Origin of the sequence: Streptomyces sp. NPDC006235, from assembly GCF_040613735.1 — a bacterium.
Classification (GTDB): domain Bacteria; phylum Actinomycetota; class Actinomycetes; order Streptomycetales; family Streptomycetaceae; genus Streptomyces.
In genome coordinates this window covers 1-15604 of the sequence record NZ_JBEXSR010000003.1, presented here as the reverse complement: position 1 = coordinate 15604, position 15604 = coordinate 1, and the positions used below count along the sequence as shown (strand labels likewise).

The 15604-nt window shown below is 71.5% G+C and carries 16 protein-coding genes and 1 riboswitch; of the genes, 8 read left to right on the top strand and 8 right to left on the bottom strand.

The window, feature by feature from the left end:
• Positions 1–9 precede the first annotated feature (9 nt).
• The 5 genes from ABZ192_RS04175 to ABZ192_RS04155 all read right to left on the bottom strand — a co-directional run bounded on the left by ABZ192_RS04175 (position 10) and on the right by ABZ192_RS04155 (position 4794).
• Entirely contained in the window at positions 10–975 is a 966-nt protein-coding gene (locus ABZ192_RS04175) for a hypothetical protein (RefSeq protein ID WP_356922984.1), read from the bottom strand.
• Between the two features lie 56 nt (positions 976–1031).
• The gene (metF, locus tag ABZ192_RS04170; protein ID WP_356922983.1) at positions 1032–1955 is read right to left on the bottom strand and encodes a methylenetetrahydrofolate reductase [NAD(P)H]; all 924 of its coding nucleotides are present in this window, start codon (positions 1953–1955) and stop codon (positions 1032–1034) included.
• 95 nt (positions 1956–2050) lie between these two features.
• Positions 2051–2725 (bottom strand): thiamine phosphate synthase, encoded by a 675-nt coding sequence (gene thiE, locus ABZ192_RS04165; protein WP_356922982.1) that lies wholly within the window; start codon positions 2723–2725, stop codon positions 2051–2053.
• 384 nt (positions 2726–3109) lie between these two features.
• Positions 3110–3475 (bottom strand): helix-turn-helix domain-containing protein, encoded by a 366-nt coding sequence (locus ABZ192_RS04160; protein ID WP_184982857.1) that lies wholly within the window; start codon positions 3473–3475, stop codon positions 3110–3112.
• Positions 3476–3552: 77 nt separating this feature from the next.
• Positions 3553–4794: an FAD-dependent oxidoreductase gene (locus ABZ192_RS04155; RefSeq protein ID WP_356922981.1), complete on the bottom strand. Its 1242-nt coding sequence runs from the start codon at positions 4792–4794 to the stop codon at positions 3553–3555.
• Positions 4795–4953: 159 nt separating this feature from the next.
• Positions 4954–5065: riboswitch (TPP riboswitch) on the top strand.
• Between ABZ192_RS04155 and thiO the strand changes: the two genes are divergently transcribed.
• The 5 genes from thiO to ABZ192_RS04130 all read left to right on the top strand — a co-directional run bounded on the left by thiO (position 5063) and on the right by ABZ192_RS04130 (position 10292).
• Complete coding sequence (gene thiO, locus ABZ192_RS04150) at positions 5063–6232, top strand: glycine oxidase ThiO (protein WP_356922980.1); 1170 nt, start codon at positions 5063–5065, stop codon at positions 6230–6232. It overlaps the preceding riboswitch by 3 nt.
• The gene (thiS, locus tag ABZ192_RS04145; protein WP_356922979.1) at positions 6229–6429 is read left to right on the top strand and encodes a sulfur carrier protein ThiS; all 201 of its coding nucleotides are present in this window, start codon (positions 6229–6231) and stop codon (positions 6427–6429) included. Before thiO ends, thiS begins: the two co-directional genes overlap by 4 nt.
• Positions 6430–6431: 2 nt before the next feature.
• On the top strand, positions 6432–7229 hold the full coding sequence (locus ABZ192_RS04140) for a thiazole synthase (RefSeq protein WP_356922978.1): 798 nt from the start codon (positions 6432–6434) through the stop codon (positions 7227–7229).
• A 191-nt stretch (positions 7230–7420) separates the two neighbouring features.
• Positions 7421–9355 (top strand): Stk1 family PASTA domain-containing Ser/Thr kinase, encoded by a 1935-nt coding sequence (pknB, locus tag ABZ192_RS04135; protein WP_356922977.1) that lies wholly within the window; start codon positions 7421–7423, stop codon positions 9353–9355.
• A gap of 58 nt (positions 9356–9413) precedes the next feature.
• The gene (locus ABZ192_RS04130; protein WP_356922976.1) at positions 9414–10292 is read left to right on the top strand and encodes a deoxyribonuclease IV; all 879 of its coding nucleotides are present in this window, start codon (positions 9414–9416) and stop codon (positions 10290–10292) included.
• 41 nt (positions 10293–10333) lie between these two features.
• On the opposite strand, the gene ABZ192_RS04125 is transcribed toward ABZ192_RS04130, so the two are convergent.
• A complete protein-coding gene (locus tag ABZ192_RS04125; protein WP_356922975.1) occupies positions 10334–10984 on the bottom strand; it encodes a sulfite oxidase-like oxidoreductase in 651 nt (216 codons plus the stop codon).
• 176 nt (positions 10985–11160) lie between these two features.
• Here ABZ192_RS04125 and bfr point away from each other — a divergent pair, with 176 nt between their 5' ends.
• The gene (bfr, locus tag ABZ192_RS04120; protein WP_020272982.1) at positions 11161–11637 is read left to right on the top strand and encodes a bacterioferritin; all 477 of its coding nucleotides are present in this window, start codon (positions 11161–11163) and stop codon (positions 11635–11637) included.
• A gap of 6 nt (positions 11638–11643) precedes the next feature.
• Here bfr and ABZ192_RS04115 read toward each other — a convergent pair whose 3' ends face one another.
• A complete protein-coding gene (locus ABZ192_RS04115) occupies positions 11644–11877 on the bottom strand; it encodes a (2Fe-2S)-binding protein (protein ID WP_020272981.1) in 234 nt (77 codons plus the stop codon).
• A 149-nt stretch (positions 11878–12026) separates the two neighbouring features.
• On the bottom strand, positions 12027–13379 hold the full coding sequence (locus tag ABZ192_RS04110; RefSeq protein WP_356922974.1) for a class II 3-deoxy-7-phosphoheptulonate synthase: 1353 nt from the start codon (positions 13377–13379) through the stop codon (positions 12027–12029).
• A 77-nt stretch (positions 13380–13456) separates the two neighbouring features.
• Here ABZ192_RS04110 and ABZ192_RS04105 point away from each other — a divergent pair, with 77 nt between their 5' ends.
• On the top strand, positions 13457–13546 hold the full coding sequence (locus tag ABZ192_RS04105) for a trp operon leader peptide (protein ID WP_356922973.1): 90 nt from the start codon (positions 13457–13459) through the stop codon (positions 13544–13546).
• A 112-nt stretch (positions 13547–13658) separates the two neighbouring features.
• A partial coding sequence (locus ABZ192_RS04100) for an anthranilate synthase family protein (RefSeq protein ID WP_356922972.1) occupies positions 13659–15604 on the top strand: 1946 nt, incomplete at its 3' end.

Here is a 15604-nt window from a genome sequence, read left to right as displayed (position 1 = left end):
GTTCAGGCTTCAGAAACGGTACTGCTCGTCGAAGCCGTTTCCGGGCGTCTGCTGCTGCGGCGTCTGCTGCTGCCCGTTGCCCTGGTACGGGTAGGACTGCTGCTCCGGCGGCAGCTCCTGGCCGTACTCGTCGGTGGTGCGCTGCTGCGGGACCCACACGCCGCCGGGCGGGGTCTCGCCGCCGTAGGTGCCGGCGTACTGGTCCTGGCCGTAGCCCTGCTGGGCGTAGTACTGCTGGTCGCCGTAGGAGGTGTCGTACGAGGCCCCGCCGTAGGTCGGCGTGCCGATGTACGGGTCGGAGTAGGCGGCGTACTGCTGCTGGTCCGTGGCGTCGTAGCCCTGCTGCTGGCCGTAGCCCGAGTAGTCGTAGGCATAGGGCTGGTCGGTGCCCTGGGCCGCGGCGGCGTACTGGTCCTGGGACGGGCCCTGCTGGTAGCCGGTGTCGCCGTACACGCCGTAGGAGCCGGTGTCGTCGGGCACGGGCTGCGGCTCGTAGACGGCGGTGGTCTCGGCGGCCGTCGGTTGCACCGGGCGCGACGGGGTGAAGACGTCGTCGCGGTCGTAGTCGTCGTCCTGGCCGTAGGCGGGGGCGGTGGTGTCGCGGCGGTAGTCGGCGCCCTCGTCGCCGTAGCCGCCGTCGGCCGCCTCCATGCCGGAGACCTCCAGGCTCGGCTCCTGACGGCCGCGCTCACCGCGGCGGCTCTTGCCGCCGCCCAGCATCGGCGCGTTCATCGCCCACCCGGACGAGAAGCCGCTGCGGAACGACAGGGTGACGTACGTCTGCCCGACCGCGAAGGCGGCCGCGCCCAGCCCGATCACGATGACGGACGGGATCAGCACACCCACCACGACACCGAGGAAACCGACGAAGGCCAGCAGCCGCCAGCGCAGCCGCGCCTTGTACTGCAACAGCACCTCGCCCAGCAGCCACAGCGCGACGATGCCGAACGCGATGTAGAGGACCGCCCAGCCCATGTACGCCCCTCTCCCAGTCGCCGCAACGCAGTGTGTCGTATACCGGTGCGAACGGTCTAGGCCTGCGGTCGGTGGTGCAGGCCCAGGTTCTCGTAGATTTCCAGCGTCGCCGTGGAGTTGTTGAGCGTGATGAAGTGCAAGCCGGGCACTCCCTCGGCGAGCAGCCGCGCACAGAACTCCGTGGCGAATTCGATACCAATGGAGCGTACAGCGGCCGGATCGTCTTTTGCTGTGAGGATCCGCTCTTTCAGGGCGGCCGGGAACGCGGCGTTGGTGAGGGACCCGATCCGCTCCAGCGAGCGCACGCTGGCGATCGGCATGACCTCGGGGATGATCGGGGTGTCGCAGCCGGCGGCCGAGACGCGGTCGCGCAGCCGGAGGTAGTCCTCCGGGTGGAAGAACATCTGCGTGATGGCGTAGTCCGCGCCCGCACGGCACTTGTCGACGAAGTGGCGGACGTCGGTGTCCCAGTCGGTGGAGCGCGGATGCATCGCCGGGAAGGCGGCGACGCCCACGCAGAAGTCGCCGGACGCCTTGATCAGCTCGACGAGTTCGGCGGCGTAGGCGAGGCCCCGGGGGTGCGGTACCCAGTCGCCCATCGGGTCGCCGGGCGGGTCGCCGCGCAGGGCGAGCATGTTGCGGATCCCGGCGTCGGCGTACTGGCCGATGATGTTGCGCAGGTCGGCCACGGAGTGGTCGACCGCCGTGAGGTGCGCGATGGGCGTGAGGGTGGTGTCGGAGGCGATCGCCTCGGTCGCCTTGACCGTGCCCGCGCGGGTGGAGCCGCCCGCGCCGTAGGTCACGGAGACGAAGTCGGGTGCCACGGCCTCGACCCGGCGCAGCGCGTTCCACAGGTTCCGCTCGCCCTTCGGGGTCTTCGGGGCGTAGAACTCGAACGAGTACGTCGTTTTGCCGGTCGCGAGCAGGTCACGGACGGTGCGCGCGTGGTCCGATCTGATGGATGCGGTGCCGAGGGCCATACCGGCAGGTTAGTCAGGGGCGGTCGGTCCCCCAACCGGGCACCGAACTTTGGCCCGATTTGTGCACTTGTTGTCCATCCCTTGGACAAACGGGCCTACGAACCGGTCACCGGCTGCTCCCGCAGCCTCTTCGCGAATGCGGCCGCCGCCGCGCCCGGGTCGTCGGCCTCGGTGATCGCCCGTACGACGACGGCACGCCGGGCCCCCGCTTCCACGACCTGGTCGAGATTGCCGAGGTCGATGCCGCCGATGGCGAACCAGGGCCGGTCGGTGCCGAGGGCGGCGGTGTACCGGACGAGGTCCAGGCCGGGGGCGTGCCGGCCGGGCTTGGTGGGGGTGGGCCAGCAGGGGCCGGTGCAGAAGTAGTCCACACCGTCCTGGACGGCGGCCGCGGCGGCCTCGGAGTCCGCGTGCGTGGAGCGGCCGATCAGGACGTCGTCGCCGAGGATCGCGCGGGCCGCGGCGACGGGGAGGTCGCCCTGGCCGAGATGCAGCACGTCGGAGCCGGCGGCGTGGGCGACGTCGGAGCGGTCGTTGACCGCGAGCAGCTTGCCGTGCCGGGCACAGGCGTCGGCGAAGACGGCCAGGTGCTCCAGCTCCTCGGCCGCCTCCATGCCCTTGTCCCGCAACTGCACGATGTCGACCCCGCCGGCCAGCACGGCGTCCAGGAACTCCACGAGATCGCCCTGCCGCTTGCGCGCGTCGGTGCAGAGGTAGACCCGGGCGTCGGCGAGCTGGGCGCGGGCGGTGGTGCGGGTGGTGGCGGCCATGCGTCGTCCCCCTGGTGTTGGTGGTGTGCGGGTGCGGGTGCGTCCTCGCGCTGTCGGGTGCGGGTACACCATGGTCGCGCACGGGTGCGGGTGCGCCTGTGGTGGCGTACCGGCTCGAGGCGCACCCGTGCCGCCGGCAGGACGAAGCGCCCGGGCCCCCGCGTCCGTGCGGGCGGGCGGCACGGCGCCCCTGCGCACGGCGCGCGGCCCCGGCCGCAGAGAGTCCCCGCTCCGGTGACTCCGGCGCCCGCGCTCCTGCCGGGCACAGGCCATCCCGTGGCCGGGCCCCACGGGTCGTCCGCGGGCCCCGGCCCACACACCGGGCGGTTGTTCGGGTCCGGTCCCGCGCATGCGGCACCGGACCGTTGTTCGGTCGTGGTCGGGTCAGACCGCGAGCGCCTGGGCTCGGCGCTTCACCTCCGTGCCGCGGTTCTCGCTCAGGGCCTGTGCCGGCGTACCGGGCAGGCTCGGGTCGGGGGTGAAGAGCCACTCCAGCATCTCTTCGACCGTGAAGCCGTCGTCCCGCAGGAGCGTCAGGGTTCCGGCCAGGCCCTTGACGACCTTGTCCCCGTCGATGAAGGCCGCGGGGACGTGCAGTGCGCGGTTCTCACCGCGGCGTACGGCGATGAGCTGGCCCTCCTTGACCAGCTGCCGCACGCGCGTCACCTCGACGCCGAACTGTTCGGCGATGTCGGGGAGGGTGAGCCAGGCAGGGACGAGAGCATCGATCTTTGCGTCAATCTCGGTCACGGAAACCAGCCTGCCATCCCCCACTGACAGTCGGAAGCCGGGCCCGCCCACCTGGGCGGACCCGCGCGCCGTCCGAGCTACGCCGTGGCCGCCTTCAACGGCCTCGCCGGGTCCGTCAGCAACGCCGGATTCATCGGCGTGCCCGACTCGATCAGGCGGCGGCCCTGCGCCAGGTCCCGGGGACGGCCCACCGCCAGCAGCGCGACGAGCCGGTCGCCGCGCAGCCAGCAGACCGTCCAGGCCGGTCCGGCCGGGTCGCCCCGCCACAGGGTCGTGTCGGCGGCCGCGTGGTGCCCGGCGTACTGCACGAACCGCCCGAACTGCTCCGACCAGAAGTACGGCACGGGGTCGTAGACCGCGGGGGTCTTCCCCGAGGCCCGGCCGACGATGTTCACGGCGACCGTGCGCGGCCCCTGGAGGGCGTTGTCCCAGTGGTGCACCAGCAGGCGCTCGCCGTACCGGCCCGAGGGGAAGGAGGCGCAGTCGCCGACCGCGTACACGTCGGGCACCGACGCACGCAGGTGCTGGTCGGCCACGATCTCGCCGTGCGTGCCCAGCTCGATCCCGGAGCCGGCCAGCCAGGCCGTGGCCGGACGCGCGCCGATGCCGACGACGACCGCGTCCGCGGGCAGCCGCGCGCCGTCGTCGAGAACCACCGTGCCGGGCTCCACGCGCTCCACGCGCGCGTGCGTCCGCAGCACGGCGCCCGCGTCGGCGTACCAGCGGGCCATCGGCGCGGCGACCTCGGCGGGCAGGGCCCCGGCGAGGGGCCGTTCGGCGGCCTCCACGACGGTCACCGCGCAGCCCGCCTCACGCGCGGCCGTGGCGAACTCCGCGCCGATCCAGCCGGCGCCGACGACCACGATGTCGTGCCGTCCGGCCAGCACCGGCCGCAGCCGCTCTGCGTCGTCCAGGGTGCGCAGCAGATGGACGCCCGGCACGCCCTCCGCCCCGGGCAGCCGGATCGGTTCGGCACCGGTCGCGACGACCAGGACGTCGTACGGCACGGGCCCGTCCTCGGTGTCCAGCTCGTGGTCGCCCGGTCGCAGGCCCCGCACCTCGCAGCCGAGCCGCAGCTCGATGCCCAGGGCCTCGAAGTCGACGTCGAAGGCGGAGCCCTCGGCCTTGCCGAGCAGGACGGCCTTGGACAAGGGGGGCCGGTCGTAGGGCTGGTGGGGTTCGGCGCCGAGCAGGCTCACGGTGCCGGTGAAGCCCTGCTCGCGCAAGGCGACCGCGGTCTGGACACCGGCCATCCCCGCGCCCGCCACGACCACGCGCCGGGGCGCGGACGAACCTGGTTCCTGCGTCTGCTCGCTCACCTGATCACCATAGACAACTGACATTTTGTCAGTCAGTGCTCATACCCAGTGACCTGCTGCACACGCGACCGGGGCGAGGACCCGGCCGTCGCGGGAGCGGGACGTGGGGTGGCTCCCTTACTGCGGCACACGGCAGCGGGCTAGGGTGGGTGGCCAACGCAATGCACTCGCGGGAGCCCGGACGCACCGGGCTGAGAGGGAGGCTGGCGGCCTCCGACCGTACGAACCTGATCCGGGTCATGCCGGCGAAGGGAGGGGCTGGACGCCCATGTCGCGTACGCGCACGTCAGACGTCCTCGTCATCGGGGGCGGGATCATCGGCCTGGTCACCGCGTGGCGGTCCGCGCAGCGCGGGCTCGCCACGGCCGTGGTGGACCCGGAGCCGGGCGGCGGGGCCGCACAGGTGGCGGCCGGGATGCTGGCCGCCGTCACGGAACTGCACTACGGCGAGCAGACCCTGCTCGGGCTGAATCTGGCCTCCGCCCGGCGCTATCCGGACTTCGTGGCCGAGCTGACCGAGCAGACCGGCCACGACCTCGGCTACCGCCGGTGCGGCACGCTCGCCGTGGCCCTTGACGCCGACGACCGCGCCCATCTGCGCGAACTGCACACTCTGCAGCAGCAGTCGGGCCTGGAGTCGCAGTGGCTGTCGGGGCGGGAGTGCCGTCGCCTGGAGCCGATGCTCGCGCCGGGCGTGCGCGGGGGGCTGCGGGTCGACGGGGACCATCAGATCGATCCGCGGCGGCTGGCCGGGGCGCTGGTCACCGCGTGTGAACGGGCCGGTGTGGTCTTCCACCGGGCGTGGGCGGAGCGGCTCACCGTCGCGCGGGACCGGGCCACGGGCGCCGTCACGGACGACGGCACTCCGCTGGAGGCCGGGCAGGTCGTCCTGGCCGGGGGCAGCCTCAGCGGGCGGCTCGCGGGCGTCCCGGAGGATGCGCTGCCCCCCGTGCGGCCGGTGAAGGGGCAGGTCGTACGGCTGACCATGCCGCGGCGGCACGGGCCCTTCCTGAACCGCACCGTGCGCGCGGTCGTGCGCGGCAGCCACGTCTACCTGGTACCGCGCGAGAGCGGCGAGCTGGTCGTCGGGGCGACCAGCGAGGAGATGGGCTGGGACACCACCGTGACGGCGGGCGGCGTGTACGAACTGCTGCGCGACGCGCACGAGCTGGTGCCGGGCATCACCGAGCTGCCGCTCACCGAGACCCGGGCCGGACTGCGCCCCGGCTCCCCCGACAACGCGCCCCTGCTCGGCCCGACCGGGCTGGAGGGACTGCTGCTGGCCACCGGGCACTACCGCAACGGCGTCCTGCTCACGCCGGTCACCGGCGACGCCATGGCGCACGTCCTGGCGACGGGCGAGCTCCCCGAGGAGGCCCGTCCCTTCACGCCGAAGCGCTTCAGCACCGCCACCGCACTCACGGAGCAGCCCGCATGAACATCTCCGTCAACGGGGAGCCCCGGGAGGTCCGGCCCGGTACGGCTCTCGACACCGTCGTGAAGTCCCTCACCGCCGCGCCGTCCGGTGTGGCCGCCGCCCTGAACGAAACCGTCGTCCCGCGCGCGCAGTGGCCGTCCACGCCCCTGACCGAGGGTGACCGCGTGGAAGTCCTCACCGCCGTCCAAGGAGGCTGACCATGGCCGACGATCCGTTTGTCCTCGGTGGTACGTCCTTCACGTCCCGCCTGATCATGGGTACGGGCGGGGCGCCCAGCCTCGACGTGCTGGAACGGTCGCTGGTCGCGTCCGGGACGGAGCTGACGACGGTCGCGATGCGCCGGGTGAACGCCTCGGTGCACGGCTCGGTGCTGTCCGTCCTCGACAAGCTCGGCATCCGTGTCCTGCCCAACACGGCGGGCTGCTTCACCGCCGGCGAGGCCGTCCTCACGGCCCGTCTCGCGCGCGAGGCCCTCGGCACGGACCTGATCAAACTGGAGGTCATCGCCGACGAGCGCACGCTGCTGCCGGACCCGATCGAGCTGCTGGAGGCGGCCGAGACGCTGGTCGACGACGGGTTCACGGTGCTGCCGTACACCAATGACGACCCCGTGCTGGCGCGGAAGCTGGAGGACGTGGGTTGCGCGGCGATCATGCCGCTCGGTTCGCCGATCGGCTCCGGGCTGGGCATTCGCAATCCGCACAACTTCCAGCTGATCGTCGAGCACGCGCGTGTGCCGGTGATTCTGGACGCGGGGGCCGGTACGGCGTCGGACGCGGCGTTGGCGATGGAGCTGGGGTGTGCGGGTGTGATGCTCGCCTCGGCGGTGACGCGGGCGCGGGAGCCGGTGCTGATGGCTGCCGCCATGAGGAACGCGGTTGAGGCGGGGAGGTTGGCTTATCGGGCTGGGCGTATTCCTCGGCGGCATTTCGCGCAGGCGTCTTCGCCGGTTGAGGGCATCGCTGCGTTGGATCCTGAGCGGCCTGCTTTTCAGTGACCCGGCGTTGGTGCTGAGGGCGGGGCGTTTCGCAGCCCGGCGGTGCGGAGTGCCGCTGCGCCCACCCGTGACGCCCCTAACGGCACGACTGCCCGCAGCTAAGTGGACCCACGTCACAGGTCCGCTTCAGTCGTGACCCGAAAATGGCCGGGGCGCGAGAGCTGTCAGTCGCGGCTCGTACACTCGCCTGCGTGGACACGACCCTTCAGGACCCCTTGGTCGGGCAGGTGCTCGACGGCCGGTATCGCATCGACGCGCGGATCGCGGTCGGCGGGATGGCCACGGTCTACCGGGCCGTGGACACCCGGCTCGACCGGGTCCTCGCGCTCAAGGTGATGCACCCCTCGCTCGCGGTCGACGGCTCGTTCGTCGAGCGGTTCATCCGCGAGGCGAAGTCGGTCGCCCGGCTGGCTCACCCGAACGTGGTGCAGGTCTTCGACCAGGGCACCGACGGCGGTTACGTCTACCTCGCCATGGAGTACGTCGCGGGCTGCACCCTGCGGGACGTGCTGCGCGAGCGCGGGGCCCTGCAGCCGCGTGCCGCCCTGGACATCCTGGAGCCGGTGCTGGCCGCGCTGGGCGCCGCGCACCGGGCCGGGTTCGTGCACCGGGACATGAAGCCCGAGAACGTCCTGATAGGGGACGACGGCCGGGTCAAGGTCGCCGACTTCGGCCTCGTACGGGCCGTCGACACGGTGACGAACACCACCGGCACCGTCCTCGGCACGGTCTCGTACCTCGCCCCCGAGCAGATAGAGAACGGCACCGCCGACCCCCGCGTCGACGTGTACGCGTGCGGCGTGATGCTGTACGAGATGCTCACCGGCGACAAGCCGCACGACGGGGACTCCCCGGCCGTGATCCTCTACAAGCATCTGCACGAGGACGTCCCGCCGCCCTCGGCCACCGTGCCCGGTCTGGCGTACGAGCTGGACGCGATGGTGGCCTCGGCGACCGCCCGCACCCCGGAGATCCGCCCGCACGACGCGGTGGCGCTGCTCGCGCAGGTCCGCGACGGGCGCGGCCGGCTGACCGCGGAGCAGCTGGACGCGGTGCCGCCGCAGGCGCTCGCGGCGGACCACGTCAACGCGGACGACCGTACGAGCGTGATCCCGCGGGCGCTTGCCACACCGCGCCCGCTGCCCGTCAACGAGGACGAGGAGGGCTCCGCGGCCGCGCACAACCGCACCAGCCGCTTCGAGTCCCCGCCGCCCCCGCCGTCCCGGCGCCGCTCGGGATCCCGGCGCGGCCCCATGGCGATCGTCGTCGCCGTCCTGCTCGTGCTCGGGCTCGGCACCGGCATCTGGTACGTCAATTCGGGCCAGTTCACCGAGGTCCCCCCGCTGCTGGCGAAGACGCAGGCGCAGGCCGAGGACCGGCTGGCGGACGCCGGGCTGGAGCTCGGCAAGGTGGAGCACGCCTACAGCGACACCGTGAAGCGTGGCACGGTCATCAGCAGCGACCCGAAGGCCGGGACGCGCATCCGCGGCAACGACTCGGTGTCCCTCACCATCTCCGACGGCCCCGAGAACGTGCGGGTGCCCGCCCTGGAGGGCCAGCGGCTGGACAAGGCGCGGTCGCTGCTGAAGGAGGACGGTCTGGAGCCGGGCATGGTCACCCGGGAGTTCAGCGAGGACGTGCCCAGGGGCTCGGTGATCTCCGCGCGGCCGGCGGACGGCACGAAGGTGCGCGCGGGCTCGGCGGTCGCGCTCGTCGTCAGCAAGGGCAGCCCCATCGACATCCCCGACGTCACCGGTGACGACCTGGCCGACGCCAGGGCCGAGCTGACGGACGCCGGTCTCAAGGTGAAGGTCGCCACCGAGCGGATCACCTCCTCCGAGTTCGACAAGGGCCAGGTCGCCCGGCAGAGCCCGAACCCCGGCGGCCGGGCGGCCGAGGGCGACACGGTGACGCTGACGGTGTCCAAGGGCCCCGAGATGATCGAGGTCCCGGACGTGGTCGGGGACAGCGTCGACGACGCCACTCGGGAGCTGGAGGGCGCCGGGTTCCAGGTCGACGAGGACCGCGGACTGCTCGGCCTGTTCGGGGACACGGTGAAGGACCAGTCCGTGAAGGGCGGCGAGACCGCGCCCAAGGGCTCGACGATCACCATCAAGATCAGGTGAGGGACCGGACGGGGAGCCCGTGGACAGGGCTGGGCCGGGCGCGTGACACCCTGAACGGGTGAATCATCAGCTGTCCGGCCCCTCCCGCAACCCCGTGGGCGGCCACGTCCCCGTGGCCGGCGGGCTCCACTCCGTCGGTCTGGCCTACGCCCGTGACCTGAAGGCCGAGACCGTCCAGGTCTTCGTCGCCAACCCGCGCGGCTGGGCCACTCCGGCCGGTAATCCGAAGCAGGACGAGGCGTTCCGCGCCGCGTGCGAGGCCGAGTCGATCCCGGCGTACGTGCACGCCCCCTACCTGATCAACTTCGGCTCGCACACCGAGGCGACCGCGGAGCGGTCGGTGGAGTCGCTGCGGCACTCGCTGCGCCGCGGACGGGAGATCGGGGCGCTGGGCGTGGTCGTGCACACCGGCAGCGCGACCGGCGGCCGGGAGCGGTCGGTGGCGCTGAAGCAGGTCCGGGAGCGTCTGCTGCCGCTGCTCGACGAGCTGACCCACGACGACGCCCCGTATCTGCTGCTGGAGTCGACCGCCGGCCAGGGCGCCTCCCTGTGCTCGCGGACCTGGGACTTCGGCCCGTACTTCGAGGCGCTGGACGCGCATCCGATGCTGGGCGTGTGCCTGGACACCTGCCACATCTTCGCCGCCGGGCACGACCTGACCGGCCCGTCCGGCATGCACCAGACGCTGGACCTGCTGGTGGACACGGTCGGCGAGGGCCGGCTGAAGCTGATCCACGCCAACGACTCCAAGGACGTGGTGGGCGCGCACAAGGACCGGCACGAGAACATCGGTGCCGGCCACATCGGCGAGGACCCGTTCCGGGCCCTGATGACGCACCCCGCGACCGAGGGGGTACCGCTGATCATCGAGACGCCGGGCGGCAAGGAGGGGCACGCGGCGGACGTGGAGCGGCTGAAGAAGCTGCGCGACTGCTGAAGACCGCACCGGGCACCGGAGGCGTCAGAGCCTCGCAGGGCTCAGAGGTCGGGGCCGTCCCCCGGCTCCTCCTGGTAGGAGTAGCGCTGCTCCTGCCACGGATCGCCGATGTTGTGGTAGCCGCGCTCCTCCCAGAAGCCGCGCCGGTCGGCGGTCATGTATTCCACGCCGCGCACCCACTTGGGGCCCTTCCAGGCGTACAGGTGGGGCACGATCAGGCGCAGCGGGAAGCCGTGCTCGGCGGTGAGCAGCTCCCCGTCCTTGTGGGTGGCGAACAGGACGTGCTCGGAGGCGAAGTCGGACAGCCGGAGGTTGGAGCTGAATCCGTACTCGGCCCACACCATCACATGGGTGACGTCGTCGGCGGGCGGCGCGATGTCGAGGATGGTGCGCGCGGGGACACCGCCCCACTCGGCGCCCAGCATGCTGAACTTGGTGACGCAGTGCAGATCGGCCACGACGGTGGTGTACGGCAGGGCCGTGAACTCCTCGTGGGTCCAGCAGTGCTTGCCGCCGTCCGCCGTGGCGCCGAAGACCCTGAACTCCCAGCGTTCGGGCCGGAACTTGGGGACGGGCCCGTAGTGCGTGACCGGCCAGCCGCGCTGCACCCGCTGTCCCGGCGGAAGCCCGGGATGCGTCGCTCCTGCCGGATCGCGCCCTTCTCCCGATTCGTGTCCCACCGGCTGACCCATGGCTCCATCCTGACAGACCCCCGGTGATGCCCCCGACCGGGGCAACCCCAAAACAGGGCAACTAGAACTAAGCATGCCCTTACTTAGTAAGTGAAGACTTACTGGACGATCTTCGCCGCCGGTGGAATCATGCGGCGCAACCTGCCAGTTCCCCCCGCGCGGAAGGAGCCTCTGCGATGCAGGGCGACCCCGAAGTCCTCGAATTCCTCAACGAGCAGTTGACCGGCGAGCTGACGGCGATCAACCAGTACTGGCTGCACTACCGGATCCAGGACAACAAAGGCTGGACCAAGCTCGCCAAGTACACGCGTGAAGAGTCCATCGACGAGATGAAACACGCGGACAAGATCACCGAACGCATCCTCATGCTGGACGGTCTGCCCAACTACCAGCGGCTCTTCCATGTCCGGGTCGGTCAGACGGTCACCGAGATGTTCCAGGCGGACCGGCAGGTCGAGGTCGAGGCGATCGACCGCCTCAAGCGCGGTATCGAGGTGATGCGCAGCAAGGGCGACATCACGTCCGCGAACCTCTTCGAGTCGATCCTCGAGGACGAGGAGCACCACATCGACTACCTGGACACGCAGCTGGAGCTCATCGACAAGATCGGCGAGGCGCTGTACATCGCGCAGCAGATCGAGCAGCCGAGCTAGGCGGCTCTAAGCGGCGTCTTCCAGCTCCGCGAGCACCGGCTGCCCCCGGTCGGCCATCTCACGGCGAGGGCACGCGCCCCTGCCCAGAATCGCCTGGATGCGGCGTACGCACGACCCGCAGTCCGTGCCGGCCTTGCAGGCGGAGGCAATCTGCCGGGGGGTGCAGGCGCCACCGTCCGCGTGCTGCTTGACCTGCTGCTCGGTGATCCCGAAGCAACTGCACACGTACACGCGGTCCACCTCCCGGCAGGGTCGTTCCAAGGCGCCGTCCCCGTTGATCGGTGAGGCTAACCTAACCTTACCCGCCGGGCGGGAGGCACAAAAGTCGAGAGGGGCGCGGATCGTATGTGATCCGCGCCCCAGTCGATGTCGGGTAACAGGCGAACCCGTTACTGGTCCCTGTACATCTCGGCCACGAGGAACGCCAGGTCCAGCGACTGGCTGCGGTTGAGCCGCGGGTCGCAGGCCGTCTCGTAGCGCTGGTGCAGATCGTCGACGAAGATCTCGTCGCCGCCGCCCACGCACTCGGTGACGTCATCGCCGGTCAGCTCCACGTGGATGCCGCCCGGGTGGGTGCCGAGCGCCTTGTGGACCTCGAAGAAGCCCTTCACCTCGTCGAGCACGTCGTCGAAGCGGCGGGTCTTGTGCCCGGAGGCCGCCTCGTAGGTGTTGCCGTGCATCGGGTCGGTGATCCAGGCCACCGTCGCGCCGGAAGCGGTGACCTTCTCGACCAGCTCGGGCAGCTTGTCGCGGACCTTGTCGGCGCCCATGCGGACGATGAAGGTCAGCCGGCCGGGCTCGCGCTCGGGGTCGAGGCGCTCGATGTACTGCAACGCCTCCTCGGCCGTGGTCGTCGGGCCGAGCTTGATGCCGACCGGGTTGCGGATCTTCGAGGCGAACTCGATGTGCGCGTGGTCCAGCTGCCGGGTGCGCTCGCCGATCCACACCATGTGCGCGGAGACGTCGTACAGCTGCCCGGTGCGCGAGTCGACCCGGGTCAGGGCGGACTCGTAGTCGAGCAGCAGCGCCTCGTGCGAGGAGTAGAACTCGACGGTCTTGAACTCCTCGGGGTCGGCCCCGCAGGCGTGCATGAAGTTCAGCGCGTTGTCGATCTCGCGGGCGAGCTGCTCGTAGCGCTGCCCCGACGGCGACGACTTCACGAAGTCCTGGTTCCAGGCGTGCACCTGGCGCAGGTCGGCGTAGCCGCCGGTGGTGAAGGCGCGCACCAGGTTCAGCGTGGAGGCCGAGGCGTGGTACATCCGCTTCAGCCGCTCGGGGTCCGGGACGCGGGCCTCTTCGGTGAAGTCGAAGCCGTTGACGGAGTCGCCCCGGTACGTCGGCAGCGTCACGCCGTCGCGGGTCTCGGTCGGCTTGGAGCGCGGCTTGGAGTACTGGCCGGCGATGCGGCCGACCTTCACGACCGGCACGGACGCGGCGTACGTCAGCACGGCGCCCATCTGGAGCAGCGTCTTGAGCTTGTTGCGGATCTGGTCCGCGGACACCGCGTCGAAGGCCTCGGCGCAGTCGCCGCCCTGGAGGAGGAACGCCTCTCCCTTGGCGACGGCCGCCATCCGGGCGCGCAGCTGGTCGCACTCGCCCGCGAAGACGAGCGGCGGATACGACTCGAGGTCCGCAACGACTGCGCGCAGAGCCTCGGTGTCGGGGTACTCGGGCTGCTGCGCCGCGGGCAGGTCTCGCCAGGTGTTGCCAGCACTCGCGCTGGTCTTAGCGTTCACGGTCACGGCCTCAACATTACGGGGTCGTGTCGGGCGTCCTGACCCATGCCCAGCAATTGAGACACGGGGTACACGACTCGGACATGGGGTCTCGGGCATGGGGTAGGGTGCCTGCCATGTTCGCGCACTCGATCCAGACCTGGTGGTGGACCGCTCATCCGGCGGCCCACTGACTGCGCGTACGACAGACTTCGCGAAGGCCGCCCGAGGGCGGCCTTCGGTGTTTTCCGTAGGTCCGCTCCTCACCGACATCGATCGCCGTCGATCGACAGCCACGGAGGAACCATGGACCTGACACAGCTGCTGCACGAGCCCCGCCCCTTCGCCCTGCTCCGCCGCCGCACCCCGGGCCACGACCACGACCTGATCGAGGTCCTCATCGGCCCGGTCACCCCGTACGACCGCCTCGCCGACCTCCCCGACGAGGGCCTGGCGCTCGTCCCCTTCCGGCAGATCCGCGAGCGCGGCTTCGACGTCCGCGACGACGGCACACCGCTGTCGGTGCTGACACCCGTGGAGTCCTACGGCGTCCCGCTCGCCGACGCCCTGGCACAGCTCCCGGCGCATGACGTGCGGGTCGAGGGCGGCGGCTTCGACGTCGGTGACGAGGAGTACGCGGAGATCGTCGGGCGCGTGCTGCGGGAGGAGATCGGGCGGGGCGAGGGAGCGAACTTCGTCATCCGGCGGACGTACGAGGGGGAGATCCCCGGGTTCGGCCGGTCCGACGCGCTGGCGCTGTTCCGGCGGCTGCTGGAGGGCGAGCGGGGCGCGTACTGGACGTTCGTCGTGCACACCGGCGACCGCACGCTGGTCGGGGCGAGCCCGGAGGTGCACGTGCGGATGTCCGGGGGCACGGTCGTCATGAACCCGATCAGCGGCACGTACCGCTATCCCGCCGAGGGGCCGACGCCCGAGCACCTGCTGGACTTCCTCGCCGACGGCAAGGAGATCGAGGAGCTGTCGATGGTCGTCGACGAAGAGCTCAAGATGATGTGCACCGTCGGCGACATGGGCGGGGTCGTCGTCGGGCCCCGGCTGAAGGAGATGGCACACCTCGCGCACACCGAGTACGAGCTGCGCGGCAAGTCCTCGCTGGACGCGCGGGAGGTGCTGAAGGAGACCATGTTCGCGGCGACCGTCACGGGCTCCCCGGTGCAGAACGCCTGCCGGGTCATCGAGCGGCACGAGGTCGGCGGGCGCGGGTACTACGCCGGTGCGCTGGCCCTCCTCGGGAGGGACTCGGGCGGCGCCCAGACCCTCGACTCCCCCATCCTCATCCGCACGGCCGACATCGACGCCGGTGGCCGGCTGCGGGTGCCGGTGGGTGCCACGCTCGTGCGCGGGTCCGACCCGGCGGGCGAGGTCGCGGAGACGCACGCGAAGGCGGCGGGAGTCCTGACGGCGCTGGGCGTACGGCCGGGACGGCCGCGCGAGGAGTCCGTACGGCCGCGCCTGGCCGACGATCCGCACGTGCAGGCGGCGCTCGACGGGCGCCGGGCCTCGCTCGCGCCGTTCTGGCTGCGGATGCAGGAGCCGTCCGGGGAACTCGCCGGACATGCCCTGGTCGTCGACGGCGAGGACACCTTCACGGCGATGCTCGCGCACGTGCTGCGGTCGGGCGGACTGGAGGTGACCGTCCGCCGGTACGACGAGGACGGGCTCCGCGAGGCGGTGCTCGCGCACGCGGGCCCGGTCGTGCTCGGCCCGGGTCCCGGTGACCCCTCCGACCTCACCGATCCCAAGATGCGTCTCCTGCGGAGCCTCACCGCCGAGGTCATCCGTGAGCACCCGCACGGTGTCCTCGGCGTCTGCCTCGGACACGAGCTGATCGCGGCCGAGCTGGGGCTGGAGATCGTACGGAAGGACGTGCCCTACCAGGGGGCGCAGACGACGATCGATCTGTTCGGGCGGCCGGAGACGGTCGGTTTCTACAACAGCTTCGTGGCGCGCTGCGACGAAGGGGCCCGTCAGGAGCTGGCCGCGCACGGCGTGGAGGTCAGTCGCTCGGCGAACGGGGAGGTGCACGCGCTGCGAGGGCCCGGGTTCGCTGGGGTGCAGTTCCACCCCGAGTCGGTGCTGACGCTGAACGGGGCGCGGGTCGTGCGGGAGCTGGTGGGACAGCTGCGGGGCACGAGCGAAGGTGGAGCGGCTGGCGATGTTAGTGGGACGTTCGAGGGCGTCCAGGAGGCCGCCGAGCTGCTCGCGCTCGTGAGGGTGGCGAGCGAGGTAGG

Excerpts from the sequence above, each read along its gene's own strand:
- ABZ192_RS04175 (WP_356922984.1), bottom strand. The coding sequence starts at position 975 with ATGGGCTGGGCGGTCCTCTACATCGCGTTCGGCATCGTCGCGCTGTGG.
- metF (WP_356922983.1), bottom strand. The coding sequence starts at position 1,955 with ATGGCCCTCGGCACCGCATCCATCAGATCGGACCACGCGCGCACCGTC.
- thiE (WP_356922982.1), bottom strand. The coding sequence starts at position 2,725 with ATGGCCGCCACCACCCGCACCACCGCCCGCGCCCAGCTCGCCGACGCC.
- thiO (WP_356922980.1), top strand. The coding sequence starts at position 5,063 with ATGTCGCGTACGCGCACGTCAGACGTCCTCGTCATCGGGGGCGGGATC.
- thiS (WP_356922979.1), top strand. The coding sequence starts at position 6,229 with ATGAACATCTCCGTCAACGGGGAGCCCCGGGAGGTCCGGCCCGGTACG.
- ABZ192_RS04140 (WP_356922978.1), top strand. The coding sequence starts at position 6,432 with ATGGCCGACGATCCGTTTGTCCTCGGTGGTACGTCCTTCACGTCCCGC.
- ABZ192_RS04125 (WP_356922975.1), bottom strand. The coding sequence starts at position 10,984 with ATGGGTCAGCCGGTGGGACACGAATCGGGAGAAGGGCGCGATCCGGCA.
- bfr (WP_020272982.1), top strand. The coding sequence starts at position 11,161 with ATGCAGGGCGACCCCGAAGTCCTCGAATTCCTCAACGAGCAGTTGACC.
- ABZ192_RS04105 (WP_356922973.1), top strand. The coding sequence starts at position 13,457 with ATGGGGTCTCGGGCATGGGGTAGGGTGCCTGCCATGTTCGCGCACTCG.